Origin of the sequence: Pseudomonas sp. NFACC51, from assembly GCF_900103575.1 — a bacterium.
GTDB classification, from domain to species: Bacteria; Pseudomonadota; Gammaproteobacteria; order Pseudomonadales; family Pseudomonadaceae; genus Aquipseudomonas; species Aquipseudomonas fluorescens_Q.
In genome coordinates this window covers 52,631-69,253 of sequence record NZ_FMXH01000003.1, presented here as the reverse complement: position 1 = coordinate 69,253, position 16,623 = coordinate 52,631, and the positions used below count along the sequence as shown (strand labels likewise).

The 16,623-nt window shown below is 60.8% G+C and carries 18 protein-coding genes; 12 read left to right on the top strand and 6 right to left on the bottom strand.

All coding sequences use genetic code 11. The features are described 5' to 3' along the window. Nucleotides 1-19: 19 nt before the first annotated feature. A complete protein-coding gene (gene argB / locus BLT00_RS07150; protein ID WP_003206871.1) occupies nt 20-925 on the top strand; it encodes an acetylglutamate kinase in 906 nt (301 codons plus the stop codon). Nucleotides 926-1,112: 187 nt separating this feature from the next. On the opposite strand, the gene pyrE is transcribed toward argB, so the two are convergent. Next, nucleotides 1,113-1,757, bottom strand: coding sequence for an orotate phosphoribosyltransferase (gene pyrE, locus BLT00_RS07145; RefSeq protein WP_092148297.1), 645 nt, complete (start codon nt 1,755-1,757; stop codon nt 1,113-1,115). An 83-nt stretch (nt 1,758-1,840) separates the two neighbouring features. Between pyrE and BLT00_RS07140 the strand changes: the two genes are divergently transcribed. Then, nucleotides 1,841-2,620, top strand: a complete 780-nt coding sequence (locus BLT00_RS07140; protein WP_013694557.1) for an exodeoxyribonuclease III — start codon at nt 1,841-1,843, stop codon at nt 2,618-2,620. Nucleotides 2,621-2,713: 93 nt separating this feature from the next. Here BLT00_RS07140 and gltS read toward each other — a convergent pair whose 3' ends face one another. From gltS to rph, 3 genes are all read right to left on the bottom strand, one after another. After that, a complete protein-coding gene (gltS, locus tag BLT00_RS07135) occupies nt 2,714-3,922 on the bottom strand; it encodes a sodium/glutamate symporter (protein WP_092148300.1) in 1,209 nt (402 codons plus the stop codon). A 362-nt stretch (nt 3,923-4,284) separates the two neighbouring features. Next, entirely contained in the window at nt 4,285-4,653 is a 369-nt protein-coding gene (locus tag BLT00_RS07130) for a DUF4870 domain-containing protein (protein ID WP_013694558.1), read from the bottom strand. A gap of 31 nt (nt 4,654-4,684) precedes the next feature. Beyond that, a complete protein-coding gene (gene rph, locus BLT00_RS07125; protein WP_003177262.1) occupies nt 4,685-5,407 on the bottom strand; it encodes a ribonuclease PH in 723 nt (240 codons plus the stop codon). 274 nt (nt 5,408-5,681) lie between these two features. On the opposite strand from rph, the gene BLT00_RS07120 reads away from it, so the two are divergent. From BLT00_RS07120 to BLT00_RS07095, 6 genes are all read left to right on the top strand, one after another. Then, nucleotides 5,682-6,545, top strand: coding sequence for a YicC/YloC family endoribonuclease (locus tag BLT00_RS07120; protein WP_063323798.1), 864 nt, complete (start codon nt 5,682-5,684; stop codon nt 6,543-6,545). A 10-nt stretch (nt 6,546-6,555) separates the two neighbouring features. Beyond that, a complete protein-coding gene (gene gmk, locus BLT00_RS07115; protein WP_003206877.1) occupies nt 6,556-7,176 on the top strand; it encodes a guanylate kinase in 621 nt (206 codons plus the stop codon). A 167-nt stretch (nt 7,177-7,343) separates the two neighbouring features. Beyond that, on the top strand, nt 7,344-7,607 hold the full coding sequence (rpoZ, locus tag BLT00_RS07110; protein ID WP_003177259.1) for a DNA-directed RNA polymerase subunit omega: 264 nt from the start codon (nt 7,344-7,346) through the stop codon (nt 7,605-7,607). A 60-nt stretch (nt 7,608-7,667) separates the two neighbouring features. Then, nucleotides 7,668-9,773 (top strand): bifunctional GTP diphosphokinase/guanosine-3',5'-bis pyrophosphate 3'-pyrophosphohydrolase, encoded by a 2,106-nt coding sequence (gene spoT / locus BLT00_RS07105; RefSeq protein ID WP_063323797.1) that lies wholly within the window; start codon nt 7,668-7,670, stop codon nt 9,771-9,773. Nucleotides 9,774-9,797: 24 nt separating this feature from the next. Further along, nucleotides 9,798-10,178, top strand: a complete 381-nt coding sequence (locus BLT00_RS07100; protein WP_003206880.1) for a RidA family protein — start codon at nt 9,798-9,800, stop codon at nt 10,176-10,178. A gap of 55 nt (nt 10,179-10,233) precedes the next feature. Continuing rightward, a complete protein-coding gene (locus BLT00_RS07095) occupies nt 10,234-10,974 on the top strand; it encodes a hypothetical protein (RefSeq protein WP_092148302.1) in 741 nt (246 codons plus the stop codon). Nucleotides 10,975-11,025: 51 nt separating this feature from the next. Here the strand turns inward: BLT00_RS07095 and BLT00_RS07090 are convergent, their stop codons facing one another. Next, nucleotides 11,026-11,925: a DMT family transporter gene (locus BLT00_RS07090; RefSeq protein WP_063323795.1), complete on the bottom strand. Its 900-nt coding sequence runs from the start codon at nt 11,923-11,925 to the stop codon at nt 11,026-11,028. A 248-nt stretch (nt 11,926-12,173) separates the two neighbouring features. After that, nucleotides 12,174-13,031 carry an SDR family oxidoreductase gene (locus BLT00_RS07085; protein WP_092148304.1) on the bottom strand — a complete coding sequence of 286 codons (858 nt, stop codon included), beginning with the start codon at nt 13,029-13,031 and terminating at the stop codon, nt 12,174-12,176. A gap of 188 nt (nt 13,032-13,219) precedes the next feature. Between BLT00_RS07085 and exbB the strand changes: the two genes are divergently transcribed. The 4 genes from exbB (at nt 13,220) to BLT00_RS07065 (ending at nt 16,623) form a co-directional block, all read left to right on the top strand. After that, nucleotides 13,220-14,191, top strand: coding sequence for a tonB-system energizer ExbB (gene exbB, locus BLT00_RS07080; protein ID WP_092148307.1), 972 nt, complete (start codon nt 13,220-13,222; stop codon nt 14,189-14,191). A 6-nt stretch (nt 14,192-14,197) separates the two neighbouring features. Next, on the top strand, nt 14,198-14,626 hold the full coding sequence (gene exbD / locus BLT00_RS07075; protein WP_063323792.1) for a TonB system transport protein ExbD: 429 nt from the start codon (nt 14,198-14,200) through the stop codon (nt 14,624-14,626). Next, nucleotides 14,623-15,378, top strand: coding sequence for an energy transducer TonB (locus BLT00_RS07070; protein WP_063323791.1), 756 nt, complete (start codon nt 14,623-14,625; stop codon nt 15,376-15,378). Before exbD ends, BLT00_RS07070 begins: the two co-directional genes overlap by 4 nt. A 324-nt stretch (nt 15,379-15,702) precedes the next feature. Beyond that, the gene (locus BLT00_RS07065; RefSeq protein WP_063323790.1) at nt 15,703-16,623 is read left to right on the top strand and encodes a hydrogen peroxide-inducible genes activator; all 921 of its coding nucleotides are present in this window, start codon (nt 15,703-15,705) and stop codon (nt 16,621-16,623) included.

Here is a 16,623-nt window from a genome sequence, read left to right as displayed (position 1 = left end):
AGCACTACCGGAGCCCTGAATGACCCTCGAACGCGAAGCCGCCGCCAACACCGCCAAGGTCCTGTCCGAAGCGTTGCCTTATATCCGACGCTACGTCGGCAAGACCCTGGTGATCAAATACGGCGGCAACGCGATGGAAAGCGAGGAGCTCAAGACCGGCTTCGCCCGCGACATCGTGCTGATGAAGGCCGTGGGCATCAACCCGGTGGTGGTCCACGGCGGCGGCCCGCAAATCGGCGACCTGCTCAAGCGCCTGTCGATCGAAAGCCACTTCATCGATGGCATGCGCGTGACCGACGCGCAGACCATGGATGTGGTGGAAATGGTCCTGGGCGGCCAGGTCAACAAGGACATCGTCAACCTGATCAACCGTCATGGCGGCAGCGCCATCGGCCTGACAGGCAAGGACGCTGAGCTGATCCGGGCGAAGAAACTCACCGTGACCCGCCAGACACCGGAGATGACCCAGCCGGAAATCATCGACATCGGTCATGTGGGCGAAGTGGTCGGTATCAACACCGATCTGCTGAACCTGCTGGTCAAGGGCGACTTCATCCCGGTGATCGCGCCCATCGGCGTGGGCGCCAACGGCGAGTCGTACAACATCAACGCCGACCTGGTGGCGGGCAAGGTTGCCGAGGCACTGAAAGCTGAAAAGCTGATGCTGCTGACCAACATCGCCGGCCTGATGGACAAGTCGGGCAAAGTCCTGACCGGACTGTCGACCCAGCAGGTCGATGACCTGATCGCCGACGGCACCATCTACGGCGGCATGCTGCCGAAGATTCGTTGTGCGCTGGAAGCGGTGCAGGGCGGCGTCGGCAGCTCGCTGATCATCGACGGCCGGGTGCCGAATGCGATTCTGCTGGAGATCTTCACCGATACTGGCGTGGGTACGTTAATCAGTAATCGCAAGCGTCCTTAAGCGACACCGGTAAAAAAGACCCCGCTCAACCTGGTTGAGCGGGGTCTTTTTTTACACCACTGTTTCAGATGATGCTTTTGTGGCGAGGGAGCTTGCTCCCGCTGGGCTGCGCAGCAGCCCCAATATCTTTGCGGTCGCTACGCAACCGAACGGGAGCAAGCTCCCTCGCCACAGGAGTCAAAAGCCTTCAGACACCAAACTGCGCCCGATAAGCCTCAACCGCCGGCAAATGCTGCTTGAGCTGCGGATCGTCGGCCAAAAACTCCAGCACCTGGTTCAGCGACACAATGCTGATCACCGGAATGCCGAAGTCACGCTCCACTTCCTGGATCGCCGACAGCTCACCGTTGCCGCGCTCCTGGCGGTTCAGGGCGATCAGCACGCCAGCGGCCTTGGCGCCTTCCTGGGCAGCGATGATCTGCATCACTTCGCGAATGGCAGTGCCGGCAGTGATGACGTCGTCGATGATCAACACGTCGCCGGTCAGCGGGGCACCCACCAGGCTGCCGCCTTCGCCATGGGCCTTGGCTTCCTTGCGGTTGAAGCACCAAGGCAAGTCGCGGTCGTGATGTTCAGCCAGGGCGACGGCAGTGGTGGCGGCCAGCGGGATGCCTTTGTAGGCTGGGCCGAACAGCACGTCGAACGGGATGCCGCTCTCGACGATGGCCGCCGCATAGAAACGACCCAGTTGCGCCAAGGCAGAACCGCTGTTGAACAGGCCGGCATTGAAGAAGTACGGGCTGGTGCGCCCGGACTTGAGGGTGAACTCACCGAAGCGCAAAACGCCGCGATCGATGGCAAAGCGAATGAAATCGCGCTGATACGCCTGCATGAAAAAAAGCCTCAAATACCGCGGATTTAGCTAAATAGGTACACGGCGTGTATCATACACGCACGTGATTTTTGGGGCCATTTATGCGGATCATCAGTGTGAACGTCAATGGTATTCAGGCTGCAGTCGAGCGTGGTTTGCTCAGTTGGCTGCAAGCACAGAATGCCGACGTCATCTGCCTGCAGGACACCCGCGCCTCCGCCTTTGAACTGGACGATGCAGCCTTCCAACTGGATGGTTACTTCCTTTATGCCTGCGATGCCGAAGTCCCCGCCCAGGGTGGCGTGGCTTTGTACTCGCGGCTGCAACCGAAGGCTGTCATCAACGGTCTCGGTTTCGAGACGGCGGACCGCTACGGGCGCTACCTGCAAGCCGATTTCGACAAGGTCAGCATCGCGACCTTACTGCTCCCTTCGGGGCAGAACGGCGATGAAGATTTGAATCAGAAATTCAAGTTGATGGACGACTTCGCCCGTTATCTGGATAAACAGCGGCGCAAACGTCGCGAGTACATCTATTGTGGCTCGCTGTACGTGGCGCAACAGAAGCTGGATATCAAGAACTGGCGCGACAGCCAGCAATCTCCTGGTTTCCTGGCGCCGGAACGGGCCTGGATGGACGAGATCATTGGCAACATGGGTTATGTCGACGCCCTGCGCGAAGTCAGCCGTGAAGGCGACCAGTACAGCTGGTGGCCGGACAACGAACAGGCCGAGATGCTCAACCTTGGCTGGCGCTTCGACTACCAGTTGCTGACGCCTGGCCTGCGCCGCTTCGTACGCAGCGCCCGCCTGCCGCGCCAGCCACGGTTCTCGCAGCATGCGCCGCTGATCGTGGATTACGACTGGACGCTGACCATCTAGCGTACCGGCGACATTCCCAGGTCGACCGAAAAAGAAAATGCCCGTATCGCAAGATACGGGCATTTTTTATGGCGAACGCTACCGCGCAGAACCTCAAGCCACGGCAAACAACGGCAGGGCAAGGTACAACTTGATGACGATGACGTTAATGATATCGATGAAGAACGCTCCCACCATCGGTACCACCAGAAACGCTATCTGTGAAGGCCCGTAGCGCTGAGTCACTGCCTGCATGTTGGCGATGGCCGTCGGCGTGGCGCCCAACCCAAAACCGCAATGCCCTGCCGCCAAGACGGCTGCATCGTAATGACTGCCCATGATTCTGAACGTCACGAAAATCGCAAACAGCGCCATGACCAATGTCTGGGCCGCCAGGATAATGAATATCGGCAATGCCAGTGACGCCAGGTCCCACAACTTGAGTGACATCAAGGCGATAGCCAGAAACAGTGACAGGCTGACATTGCCAAGTACGGATACTTCTCGCTCAAAGACCTGATACAAGCCAAGTGCCGAAAGTCCATTGCGCAAGACCACCCCCACGAACAAGACACAAACGAACGTCGGCAACTCGAATGCGGTGTCGTGGAGCTGCCCATTCAAGAGCGTACCGGCCAGCAGGCTGACTGCAATCAGGGCGAGCGTCTCAATAAACGAAAACGGCGTAATCGAGCGCTCTTTGTTCGGCTGTTCGAAACCCTTGGGTATCCGGGGCTTTTCTGATTCAAGACCGCCGGGTGACTGAACACGCTTGATGAGCAGGCGCGCAACCGGCCCACCGATCAAGCCACCTAACACCAAGCCAAACGTCGCAGAAGCCATCGCAAGTTCGGAGGCAGAAGCCAGGCCGAACTTCTCGCTGAACACCGTCCCCCACGCCGCGCCAGTACCGTGACCGCCCGCCAAGGTGATCGAGCCAGTCAGCAACCCCATCAACGGATCGAGCTCCAGCACTGTTGCGAGCCCGATGCCCATGGCGTTCTGGACCACCAACAGGCCGACGACCGCCAGCAGGAAAATCCCAACCACGCGCCCGCCTTTCTTCAGGCTCGCGAAGTCCGCGCTCAGGCCAATCGTGGCAAAAAATGCCAGCATCAACGGTGTCTGCAATGAAGTATCAAATCGAACTTCAACTTCAAGCCCCCGCAAAGCCAGGAGCACCAGGGCAACTACCAGCCCGCCCGCTACAGGCTCAGGGATATTGTAGGCGCGAAGGAAACCAACACGCGTAACAAGTCCGCGCCCCAGCAAAAGCACCAGAGAGGCGGCGACAAGTGTTCCATAGAAATCGAGCTGAAACATGAGTGTTTATTCTTTGAACATATATTCAGGGGCGAACTTTTTACCTGGACACGCCTCTTGAACAGGTTGATTGCCTCAACACTGATTGGCTTTGAATTCAAGGACCTTCAATGGTCTGAATATATCGAAATATTTCTGAAGGAATATAACTTGGCGCAACTCTATCAATCGAAGCGTCTTATTGCCAAGCATAGAGACCGCACTAAAGCCGTGCAGTTGTGACTAGAAGTGTAAGAGCGGAATATGCGCACAATAACTCGCTACGCAATGGGAAACTGCACATAAAAAGAAACATTTATGACTTCAAAAAAGACAATGCCCCGATAGGCCGGGGCATTGTCCTTGGATCGCAGGGCTGATCGTTATTTGACCAGGCGCCAGGTAAACGGATACCGATACGGCTGCCCTTCATTGGCCTTCACGCCACCAATGATCGTCAGCACAAGCGCACCGATGGCCACCAGGCCGAACAGGAAGAAGCCGATCACCACGACCATCAGCAGCAGGCTGATCGCCGAGGCAATCGCCACGGTGATCTGGAAGTTCAGCGCTTCCTTGCCCTGGGCATCGATGAACGGGTCGGACTCACGCTTGAGCTGCCAGAGCACCAGCGGCCCGATCAGCGTGCCGAACGGAATCCAGATCCCCAACAAGGCGGACAGGTGACAAAACATTGCCCATTGACGCGCCTCTTTGCTCGGCTGGGGCAGTAGGATTTGCTCATCACTCATGACACTCTCCTTGTCTTGAAGCGGGAATCGATCAGTCAGCCAAGGCGGCCTTTTGCAGTTCGAAGATCTCGTTCATGCCTTTCTTCGCCAATTCCAGCATAGCGTTCAATTCTTCTGGCTGGAACGGCGCGCCCTCGGCAGTGCCCTGGACTTCGATGAAACCGCCGGCACTGGTCATGACCACGTTCAGGTCAGTCTCGGCAGCGGAGTCTTCCAGGTAATCCAGGTCCAGCACCGGCTCGCCCTGGTACATGCCCACGGACACAGCGGCAATCATTTGCTTGAGCGGGTCGCCGCCCTTGAGGCCGCCGCGCTTCTTGATCACTTTCAAGGCATCGACCAGGGCGACCATGGCCCCGGTGATGGAGGCAGTACGGGTACCGCCATCGGCCTGGATCACGTCGCAATCGACATACAGCGTCACGTCACCCAACTTGGACATGTCCAGAGCGGCACGCAGCGAACGGCCGATCAAGCGTTGGATTTCCAGGGTACGACCGCCCTGCTTGCCACGGCTGGCCTCACGCTGGTTCCGCTCACCCGTGGCGCGCGGCAGCATGCCGTATTCGGCCGTCAGCCAGCCCTGGCCCTGCCCCTTGAGGAAGCGTGGCACGCCGTTTTCGACACTGACAGTGCAGATGACTTTGGTATCACCGAATTCGACCAGTACAGATCCCTCGGCGTGTTTGGTGTAGTTGCGGGTAATGCGGATCGAGCGAAGCTGATCGGCAGCGCGACCACTTGGACGTTTCATAGGGAATACCTGTACGGAGGACGGAAAACTGCCGAGCATTATAGAGCCGTGAATCGTCATAGGGCAGTCAAACGTCACTCGGCTCCAAAAAGCCGGCGCGAGCGAAGCCGCGCAAAGGCCTGCCCGACGGGTTGCAGCGCTTTGTCACATGCGCGTTTGGGGCATGCGCTTCACTGCGCTACAATCCTGCGCCTTTGCTGCCCTTCGGCTTTTATTCACAGATTCCAGGCCCCACCACCACCCGTTGTGGCCGCCTGCATTGCGAGGACCCTCCATGGTGCACAGCATGACCGCTTTCGCCCGCGTCGAAAAAGCCGGGGCCCAAGGCACGCTGAGCTGGGAACTGCGTTCGGTCAACAGCCGCTACCTGGAGCCACACCTGCGCCTGCCAGAGTCTTTCCGCGACCTCGAAGGCGGCGTGCGCGAGGCGCTGCGCCAGGGCCTGTCCCGGGGCAAGCTGGAATGCACCCTGCGCTTCACCGAAGAAAGCACTGGCAAAGCCTTGCAGGTGGACCGTGAGCGCGCCGCGCAACTGGTCGCCGCGGCCGAAACCGTCGCCAGCCTGATCAAGCATCCTGCCGCCTTGAACCCACTGGAAGTCCTGGCCTGGCCCGGCGTGCTGGTGGGCGATGCGAGCGACCCCCAAGCGCTGAACGCCGAGGCGATGACGCTGTTCAATGAAGGCCTCAAGGAACTCAAGGCCGGCCGCGAGCGCGAAGGCGCGGAGCTGGCCCGACTGATCAACGAGCGCCTGACCTCCATCGAAGAAGACGTCAGCACCCTGCGCGAACTGGTCCCACAGATGCTCGCCACCCAGCGCCAGAAAGTCCTCGACCGCTTCACCGACATGAAGGCCGAACTGGACCCGCAACGCCTGGAACAGGAAATGGTCATGCTCGCGCAAAAAAGCGACGTGGCCGAAGAACTGGATCGCCTGAGCACCCACATCATCGAAGTTCGCCGGGTGCTCAAGTCCGGCGGTGCGGCCGGTCGCCGCCTGGACTTTTTGATGCAGGAACTCAACCGCGAAGCCAATACACTGGGCTCCAAAGCCTTCGACCCGCGCAGCACCCAGGCGGCGGTCAACCTCAAGGTGTTGATCGAACAAATGCGCGAACAAGTGCAGAACATTGAGTAAGGCTAACGACATGACCCACAGCACCGGCACCCTCTACATCATTTCCGCGCCCTCGGGCGCCGGCAAGACCAGCCTGGTCAAGGCACTGATCGATGCCGAACCGCAGATCCGCGTCTCGGTCTCGCACACTACCCGCGCCATGCGTCCGGGCGAAGTGAATGGTGTGAACTATCACTTCGTCGACCGCGAAGAGTTCGTGAAGATGGCCGAACACGGCGACTTCCTGGAGCGCGCCGAAGTTTTCGGCAACCTTTATGGTACTTCGCAAAGTTACTTGCAGCAGACCCTGGACGAAGGTCACGACCTGATCCTGGAAATCGACTGGCAAGGCGCCGAGCAGGTGCGCAAGCTGATGCCCCAGGCTCGTTCGATCTTTATCCTGCCGCCAAGCCAGCAAGCCTTGCGCCAGCGCCTGACCAACCGTGGCCAGGACAGCGACGACATCATCGAGGGCCGGATGCGCGAAGCGGTCAGCGAGATGAGTCACTACGTCGACTATGATTACCTGATCATCAACGACGATTTCGCCCACGCGCTGGACGACCTGAAGGCGATTTTCCGCGCCAGCCAGCTGCAGCAGAAACGCCAACAGCAACGTTTCGGCAAATTATTGGCCGAATTGTTGGGCTGAACAGCCCTTCCCAAAACCGCTGCGACGGCTTTACATTGGTAGTCGCAGCGCGCCGAGGGGTTTGGTTAAAAAATCAGCGCTTCCCTAAACGCTGGTGTTTTTTTAAACTGTCGAGTCCGCTCGCCCAACCGGGCAGCGCGCATATTGCATTCGCTCCGAGGAATACCATGGCCCGCGTAACCGTTGAAGACTGCCTAGAACACGTGGAAAACCGCTTTGAGCTGGTCATGCTCTCTACCAAGCGTGCCCGTCAACTGGCCACCGGCGGCAAAGAGCCATTGGTCCAGTGGGAAAACGACAAGCCTACAGTAGTAGCGCTGCGTGAAATCGCCGAGGGCCTGATGAGCTACGAGTTCATCGCCAACGCTGAAATCGTCGAAGACGAACCGCTGTTCGCAGCGTTCGAGGACGAGTCCAACGAGGCGGTCTAAGCCTATGCCTGGTCGACGTAGCACGGCGCGGGGTCACAGCAGACGGCAGGAGTCATCATCATGCCGAGCATAGACGCCCTCGCCGATCGCTTATCGGCCTATCTCGGCACGGACCAGGTCAACCTGGTCCGCCGAGCCTATTTCTACGCTGAACAAGCCCACGACGGCCAACGCCGCCGCAGTGGCGAGGCGTACGTCACGCATCCTCTTGCGGTGGCGAATATTCTTGCCGACATGCACATGGACCATCAGAGCCTGATGGCGGCGATGCTGCATGACGTGATCGAAGACACCGGCATTGCCAAGGAAGCGCTGCAAGCGCAGTTCGGCGAAACCGTGGCCGAACTGGTCGACGGGGTCAGCAAGCTGACCCAGATGAACTTCGAGACCAAGGCCGAGGCCCAGGCCGAGAACTTCCAGAAAATGGCCATGGCCATGGCACGCGACATTCGCGTAATCCTGGTCAAGCTCGCCGACCGCCTGCACAACATGCGCACCCTGGAAGTGCTGTCCGGCGAAAAACGCCGGCGCATCGCCAAGGAAACCCTGGAAATCTACGCACCCATCGCCAATCGCCTGGGCATGCACGCGATCCGCATCGAGTTCGAAGACCTCGGCTTCAAGGCCATGCACCCGATGCGTTCGGCGCGGATCAACCAGGCCGTCAAGCGCGCCCGGGGCAACCGCAAGGAAATCGTCAACAAGATCGAAGAATCCCTGAGCCACTGCCTGGCCATCGACGGCATCGAAGGCGAAGTCAGCGGGCGGCAGAAACACCTCTACGGCATCTACAAGAAAATGCGCGGCAAGCGTCGGGCCTTCAACGAGATCATGGACGTCTACGCGTTCCGGATCATCGTCGACAAGGTCGACACCTGCTATCGCGTGCTGGGAGCTGTACATAATTTGTACAAACCGCTGCCGGGGCGCTTCAAGGATTACATCGCGATTCCCAAGGCCAACGGCTATCAGTCGCTGCACACCACGCTGTTCGGCATGCACGGCGTACCCATCGAAATCCAGATCCGCACCCGCGAAATGGAAGAGATGGCCAACAACGGCATCGCCGCCCATTGGCTGTACAAATCCAGCGGCGACGAACAACCCAAGAGCACCCATGCCCGCGCCCGGCAGTGGGTCAAGGGTGTGCTGGAAATGCAGCAGCGCGCCGGCAACTCCCTGGAGTTCATCGAGAGCGTGAAGATCGACCTGTTCCCGGACGAGGTCTACGTCTTTACGCCCAAGGGCCGGATCATGGAGCTGCCCAAAGGCTCCACGGCCGTGGACTTTGCCTATGCGGTACACACCGACGTCGGCAACAGTTGCATCGCGTGCCGGATCAACCGCCGCCTGGCACCGTTGTCCGAACCGCTGCAAAGCGGCTCCACGGTGGAAATTGTCAGCGCCCCGGGCGCACGACCCAACCCGGCATGGCTCAATTTCGTGGTCACCGGCAAGGCCCGTACGCACATCCGGCATGCACTGAAACTGCAACGCCGCTCCGAATCCATCAGCCTCGGCGAACGCCTGCTGAACAAGGTCCTGAACGGTTTCGACAGCTCCCTGGACAAGATCCCGGCCGAGCGTGTGCAACTGATGCTCAATGAATACCGCCTCGAACTGATCGAAGACCTGCTCGAAGACATCGGCCTGGGCAATCGCATGGCCTACGTCGTTGCCCGTCGGCTGCTCGGTGAAGGCGAACAGTTGCCAAGCCCCGAAGGTCCGCTGGCGATTCGCGGCACCGAGGGCCTGGTGCTCAGTTATGCCAAGTGCTGTACGCCGATCCCGGGCGACCCGATTGTCGGCCATTTGTCCGCCGGCAAAGGGATGGTGGTGCACCTGGACAACTGCCGCAACATCAGCGAAATCCGTCATAACCCGGAAAAATGCATCCAGCTCTCCTGGGCCAAGGATGTCACCGGCGAATTCAACGTCGAGCTGCGGGTCGAGCTGGAACACCAGCGTGGCCTGATCGCGCTGCTGGCCAGCAGCGTCAATGCCGCCGACGGCAATATCGAAAAAATCAGCATGGACGAACGCGATGGCCGCATCAGCGTCGTTCAATTGGTAGTCAGCGTACACGACCGTGTGCACCTGGCCCGCGTGATCAAGAAACTGCGCGCCCTGACCGGCGTTATCCGCATCACCCGGATGCGCGCGTAGCCCATTCGTTATCAGGAGTCATTCATGACCAAGACTGTTATCACCAGCGACAAGGCCCCGGCCGCCATCGGTACTTATTCCCAGGCGATCAAGGCCGGCAACACCGTGTACATGTCGGGCCAGATTCCACTGGACCCCAAGACCATGGAGCTGGTGGAAGGCTTCGAAGCCCAGACCGTGCAGGTGTTCGAAAACCTCAAGGCCGTGGCCGAGGCCGCCGGTGGTTCGTTCAAGGACATCGTCAAGCTGAACATCTTCCTCACCGACCTGAGCCACTTCGCCAAGGTCAACGAGGTGATGGGCAAGTACTTCGACCAGCCTTACCCTGCCCGCGCCGCCATCGGCGTGGCCGCCCTGCCCAAGGGCGCTCAGGTTGAGATGGATGCCATCCTGGTCATCGAGTAATAAGGCCGGCGCAGCCTCCCCTGCTGCGCCGTTTTCGTTCTGAAAGGATTCCACCATGCGCAAAGCGCTTGCTCTCTCGCTGGCTGCCCTGCTTCTGGGCGGTTGCGCCAGCGACCCTGCCGACCGTGACATCAGCGGCACCTGGATCAACCAGGCAGCCATCGACGCTGCCGCCAAGGGCGGCCCGCTTCGCGAAGCGCTGCAGGGCTACGGCCCGAACCTGGAATGGGACGTCAACACCCGGGCCGGTCAGGCGCGCTACACCAACGGCTTTGAAAACGTCGAAGGCAAGTTGCTGGGCGAAGAAGACGGCGCCTGGAAAGTCGATTTCTACGGCAGCTCCGCCAGCGAACTCAAGCGCGATGGCGACCAGTTAAGCCAGGCCGCCACCGAGAACGAACCGCAGCAGGTGTTCGACCGGGCGTCAGTCCAGGTACCCGCAGGTGCGCCGATCGGCGCCAGTTTCGAGCGAGCGCTGTATACCGCCTACCTGGGTGGCACCTGGAGCATCGTCAACGGCCCCGGCCAGGGCGCCAGCGTGCAATTCCAGCCCGACGGCCAGGTCAGCGGGCTGCCGGGCGCCGATCGTTACGCCTTGTGCCTGGCCGGCGATTGCGCCTCCATGAGCGGTGGCAACGACAACATCTGGTTGCAGCAGAACGGCCAGGGCAACACCTGGATCTTTGCCCGCGACGGCAAGCGGCTGGAGATTTTCCAGACCGTCAACGCCGCGCTGGCCGATGAAATGCCGTCGTTCACGCCGGGGACTCGGCAATGGGTGCTGGAAAAGCAGTAAGGGATAGGGCGCCTCGAAATAAATGTACGGGCGCCCCACGCCGGTAAAGGTTCACACGCGAGAGGGGACAGGCTTTCTTCTGCCCAGGCGGATCAGCTCATTGGAGAAACACAGCCCAATGATGATCAGCAGTGCGCCCGGGTACAGGCTTTCGCGTGGCACCTCATTGAGCACAACAAATGCCAGCAGTGCGGCGAACAGCGGCTCGGTCAGCTCCAAGGCTTGCACCTGGGATGGCTTGAGGTACTCGATTGCCTTGGTGGTGCAAAAAAAGCCGAGGATGGTCGGCAGCGCGGCCAGCGCCAGCAGTGCGGCAATCGCCCAGGGCGACAGCTCACCGATCACGAAGCCGTCGGCCGAAGCCGGCATCAGCAAGTACAGGCTGCCGAAGAACAGCAACTGACGAGTGAAGTGCAGCCCACCGGACACGCCCATCCGTTTCATGGCTACCGAAAACGCCCCATAGCCGCAGCCCGCCATGGACGCGAGCGCAACGCCTTGGAGCGTGAAGCCCTGCCGCAGATCGGCGCCAAAGATCACCGCGATTCCGGCGATCGCCAAGGCGGCGCCCACAGTGGCGTTCGCGGTGATCGCATCCTTGAGGATTATGCGTCCGAGCACAATCGAGGAAATGGAAGCACTGGCCATCAGCATCACGACTACACCCGCCGCAGCGTAATGCCGATAGGCAGCCGTTTCGAAGTGGAACAGCACAAAGATACCGAGAAACGCGCAGATCGCCGCCTGGGTCCATTTGGCCGTCGTCGCCGGACGCTTGATAAACAGCAGCAAGGCCGAGAGCAGTAGACAACCCAGGACGGTCTTTATGACGGCGACACTGCTGGCGGTGAAGCCATTGCTCATGAGCACTTTGCTGAGCACGCCTATCGTGGCGTTAAGTGCGGCGGCGGAGAGTGCAAAGATAACGCCTTTGCTGAAACTGGCTTGCATTGATGACGGTCCTTGTCGCGGTTAGATCGTTCGATCGGATGTTGGCCCACATCGACGACGCAAAAGATGATTGAAACGGTTGCGAGTGGCCTTCGGATCACTCCTGGTTTCGGCAAGCAACGGATAATGCTCGGCGAGCTTGATGAACCAAGTCAAGACGTGGAAGGTACTCAGGACGGTAAGAGCCCATAGAGATCTAGCCCTTGGCGCCGAACAATATCATCGAGCACACGCCGAGCAAGCCCGTGTCAGCTGCGCCCTTCCAGAATCGCCGCATACCCCTGGCGAAAACTCGGATACCGCGGCGTCCAGCCCAAGGCCTTCGCCCGGGCATTGCTGCAGCGCTTGCTGCCGGCACGACGCACGCTGGCGTCTTCGGCCCACTGGGTGACGCCCATGTATTCACGCAACCAGCCCACCACCTCGGCCAGCGGCGCAGGGGCGTCGTCGACGCCGATGTAGCAATCGTCCAGCATCTGGCCCTGGCGATCGGCCTCCAGCAGGAACGCCAGCAAGCCGGCCGCATCGTCGGCGTGGATGCGATTGGCGTACAGCGGCGGGTCGATCACGACGCGATACCCTTGGCGCACCTGGCTCAGCAACCATTCCCGACCCGGCCCATAGATGCCGGTCAGGCGCACGCGGCTGGCCGGGATGCCACTGCCCAAGGCCACTTGCTCGGCTTCGAGCATCAGGCGACCGGAATAGCCGCTGGCCACGGTTGGCGAGGTTTCATCCACCCATTCGCCCAGCTGTTGCCCATAAACACTGCTGCTGGACACAAACAGCAGACGCTTGGGCTGCTGCCCATGCTGCTTCAACCAGCCCAACACATGCTGCAACCCATCGACATAAGCCGAGCGATAGCCCGCTTCGTCATGGTCGGTGGCCGCGGCGCTGTACACCAGGTAATCCAACGAACCGGTGGGCCAATCGGCCGGGCATTGCTCGCTGAACAAATCCCCCGCCACGCCGATGACGCCGGCCGGCAGGCTCGAAACCGTACGCCGCAGGCCATGGACTTGCCAATGTGCGGCCAATAACTGACGGGCCAGGCGGCCACCGATATCACCGCAGCCGGCGATCAAAACAGAAGGCGCGGACATCAAGAATTCCTCTGGCAAAGCCGCAGACTAGCCTCCGAGGGGGACGGGCGGCTAGCCATCGCACAAAAAAAGTAACTGTATTACTTTTGTTAACAAGAATTACTTGCAATAATGCCCGCCAGTTTTGTTCTCGGCCCCCGAGGCCTGGAAGAACATCAACCTTCTTTTTTCTCTCAGGTCCGGCCAGCATGAAACGCTCTCTATCCCCCGCTTCGCCAACCAATCGACCTCGTGCCTGGGGCACGGTAGCCGCCCTGCTATTCAGCCTGCTGCTGGCACCTGCCGCCGCGTTCGCCGATGCACAGGCGCCCGCCACAACCCCGGCCACCGCACCGGCTGCTGCCCAGGCACCGGCCGACCCGGCCGCTCCCGTTGCAACGCCGGTCGCCACCGACCCGGCCCAAGCCGTCGAAGCCGACGCACCTCAAGTGCTCGAAGCCGACAACTCCCTGGGCATGGCCCACGATCTGTCGCCATGGGGCATGTACAAGAACGCCGACATCATCGTGAAAATCGTGATGATCGGCCTGGCCATCGCCTCGATCATCACCTGGACTATCTGGATTGCCAAAGGCTTCGAGCTGCTGGGTGCCAAGCGTCGCTTGCGTGGTGAAATCGCCGCCCTGAAAAAAGCCACCACCCTCAAGGAAGCCAGCGCCACCGCCGCGAAGGCAGGCACTCTTGCCAACCTGCTCGTGCATGACGCACTCGAAGAGATGCGCCTGTCGGCCAACAGCCGCGAGAAAGAAGGCATCAAGGAACGCGTGAGCTTCCGCCTCGAACGCCTGGTCGCCGCCTGCGGTCGCAACATGAGCAGCGGCACCGGCGTGCTTGCCACCATCGGCTCTACCGCGCCATTCGTCGGTCTGTTCGGCACCGTGTGGGGCATCATGAACAGCTTCATCGGCATCGCCAAGACCCAGACCACCAACCTCGCCGTCGTCGCACCCGGCATCGCCGAAGCCTTGCTGGCAACGGCCTTGGGCCTGGTCGCAGCGATCCCGGCCGTCGTGATCTACAACGTCTTCGCCCGCTCCATTGCCGGCTACAAGGCCCAGGTCTCCGACGCCTCGGCTGAAGTCCTGTTGCTGGTCAGCCGCGACCTCGACCACCTGCCGCCCGAGCGCAGCTCGCAACCGCACATGGTGAAAGTGGGGTAATCGGCCATGGGCCTGCATTTGAAAGAAGGCGCAGACGACGATCTGGCCGAGAACCACGAAATCAACGTCACGCCGTTCATCGACGTGATGCTGGTGCTGTTGATCATCTTCATGGTGGCCGCCCCGCTTGCCACCGTGGACATCAAGGTTGACCTGCCGGCGTCGACGGCCAAGCCTTCGCCACGGCCGGAAAAACCGGTGTTCCTCAGCGTCAAGGCCGACCAGCGCCTGTTCCTGGGCGAAGAAGAGGTCAAGGCCGAAACCCTTGGCGCGACCCTCGACGCCAAGACCCAAGGCAAGAAAGACACGACGATCTTCTTCCAGGCCGACAAAGGCGTGGACTACGGCGACCTGATGAGCGTGATGGACGCGCTGCGGGGCGCTGGCTACCTGAAGGTCGGCCTGGTCGGACTCGAGACGGCGCGGCAGAAATGATCACGACGCGCCAAAAGCTGACGCGTTACAGCGGTAGCCTGGCAGTGGTGCTGGGCGTGCATGCGCTCGCCATCGCCCTGGCGTTGAACTGGACATCGCGCCCGCCCATCGAATTGCCTCCCCAGGCGATGATGGTCGAGCTGGCGCCGGTACCAGCCCCGCCGCCGCCGGCACCGCCAAAAGTCGTCACACCGCCGCAACCTCCCGAGCCGGTCGAAGAATTGCCTCTGCCCAAGCTTGCCGAAGCGCCGAAGCCGGAGATTTCCGTGCCCAAGCCGGTCAAGCCCAAGCCAAAGCCACAACCGCCCAAACCCAAACCGGTGGAGAAAAAGCCCGAGCCGCCGAAGGAACAGCCGTCGGAGCAGAAGCCCAGCGACACCCCGCCAACCCAGTCAGTGGCCGAGAAGTCCGCGCAACCGGCTCCTGGCCCGTCACCTGCACAATCGGCTGCCAAGGCCAACTGGCAGGGCACGCTGCTGGCGCACCTGGGCAAGTACAAGAAGTACCCGCCCAGGGCCCAGCAGATGAACAAGGAAGGCATGAACCGCCTGCGCTTCGTGGTGGATGCCGAAGGTAACGTGCTGTCATTCGAACTGGTGGGCAGCTCCGGCACGGACTCCTTGGACCGGGCCACCCTGGAAATGATCCGCCGCGCCCAACCGCTGCCCAAGCCGCCGGCGGAGCTGCTGACCAACGGCACCATCGAACTGACGGCACCGTTTGTGTACTCCATCGACAAGCGCCGGCGCTGACTGAACCTGGCAACCCGGTAGCAGGTGAATCCTGTGGCGAGGGAGCTTGCTCCCGCTGGACTGCGCAGCAGGCCGTGGCCCGATCAACACGATCTGCCTGATACAGCGCACTCACTGGTTTTGGGGCCGCTTCGCGGCCCAGCGGGAGCAAGCTCCCTCGCCACAATAAGTACAACCGACAGAAAGGCATCGAAAGATGCCTTTTTCATATTCGGCAACGCCCCAACAGACATTGGACAGTGTCACACCGCCCCCCCAGTCTGATAACGTGCGTCTATCGATTGCAGCCGGTATGCTTGGCTCGCAACTTCACGGACGCTCGCCATGACCCTCACAGAATTACGCTACATCGTGACCCTCGCCCAAGAGCAGCATTTCGGCCATGCGGCCGAGCGTTGCCACGTCAGCCAGCCGACGCTGTCGGTGGGCGTGAAAAAGCTTGAAGACGAACTCGGTGTGCTGATTTTCGAGCGCAGCAAAAGCGCCGTGCGCCTGACTCCAGTGGGCGAAGGCATCGTGGCCCAGGCGCAAAAGGTCCTGGAGCAGGCCCAGGGTATTCGCGAACTGGCCCAGGCCGGCAAGAACCAACTGACCGCCCCGCTGAAAGTCGGCGCGATCTACACCGTCGGCCCGTACCTGTTCCCGCACCTGATTCCGCAACTGCACCGGGTCGCCCCGCAGATGCCGTTGTACATCGAAGAAAACTTCACCCATGTGCTGCGCGACAAGCTGCGCAACGGCGAGCTGGACGCGATCATCATCGCCCTGCCATTCAACGAAGCCGACGTCCTGACCCTGCCGCTCTACGACGAACCGTTCTACGTCCTGATGCCGGCCCAGCACCCCTGGACCCAGAAAAAGACCATCGACGCCGCCCAGCTCAACGACAAGAGCCTGCTGTTGCTTGGCGAAGGCCACTGCTTCCGCGACCAGGTGCTCGAAGCCTGCCCGACCCTGACCAAGGGCAACGAAGGCGCCAAGCACACCACGGTGGAGTCCAGCTCCCTGGAAACCATCCGCCACATGGTCGCGTCGGGCCTGGGTATTTCGATCCTGCCGCTGTCGGCGGTGGACAGCCATCATTACTCCCCGGGCGTGATCGAAGTCCGCCCGCTGACGCCGCCCGTGCCGTTCCGCACCGTGGCCATCGCCTGGCGCGCCAGTTTCCCGCGGCCCAAGGCCATCGAGATCCTCGCTGACTCGATCCGCCTGTGCTCCGTGGCCAAGCCGCCCGCTGGCAAGTAA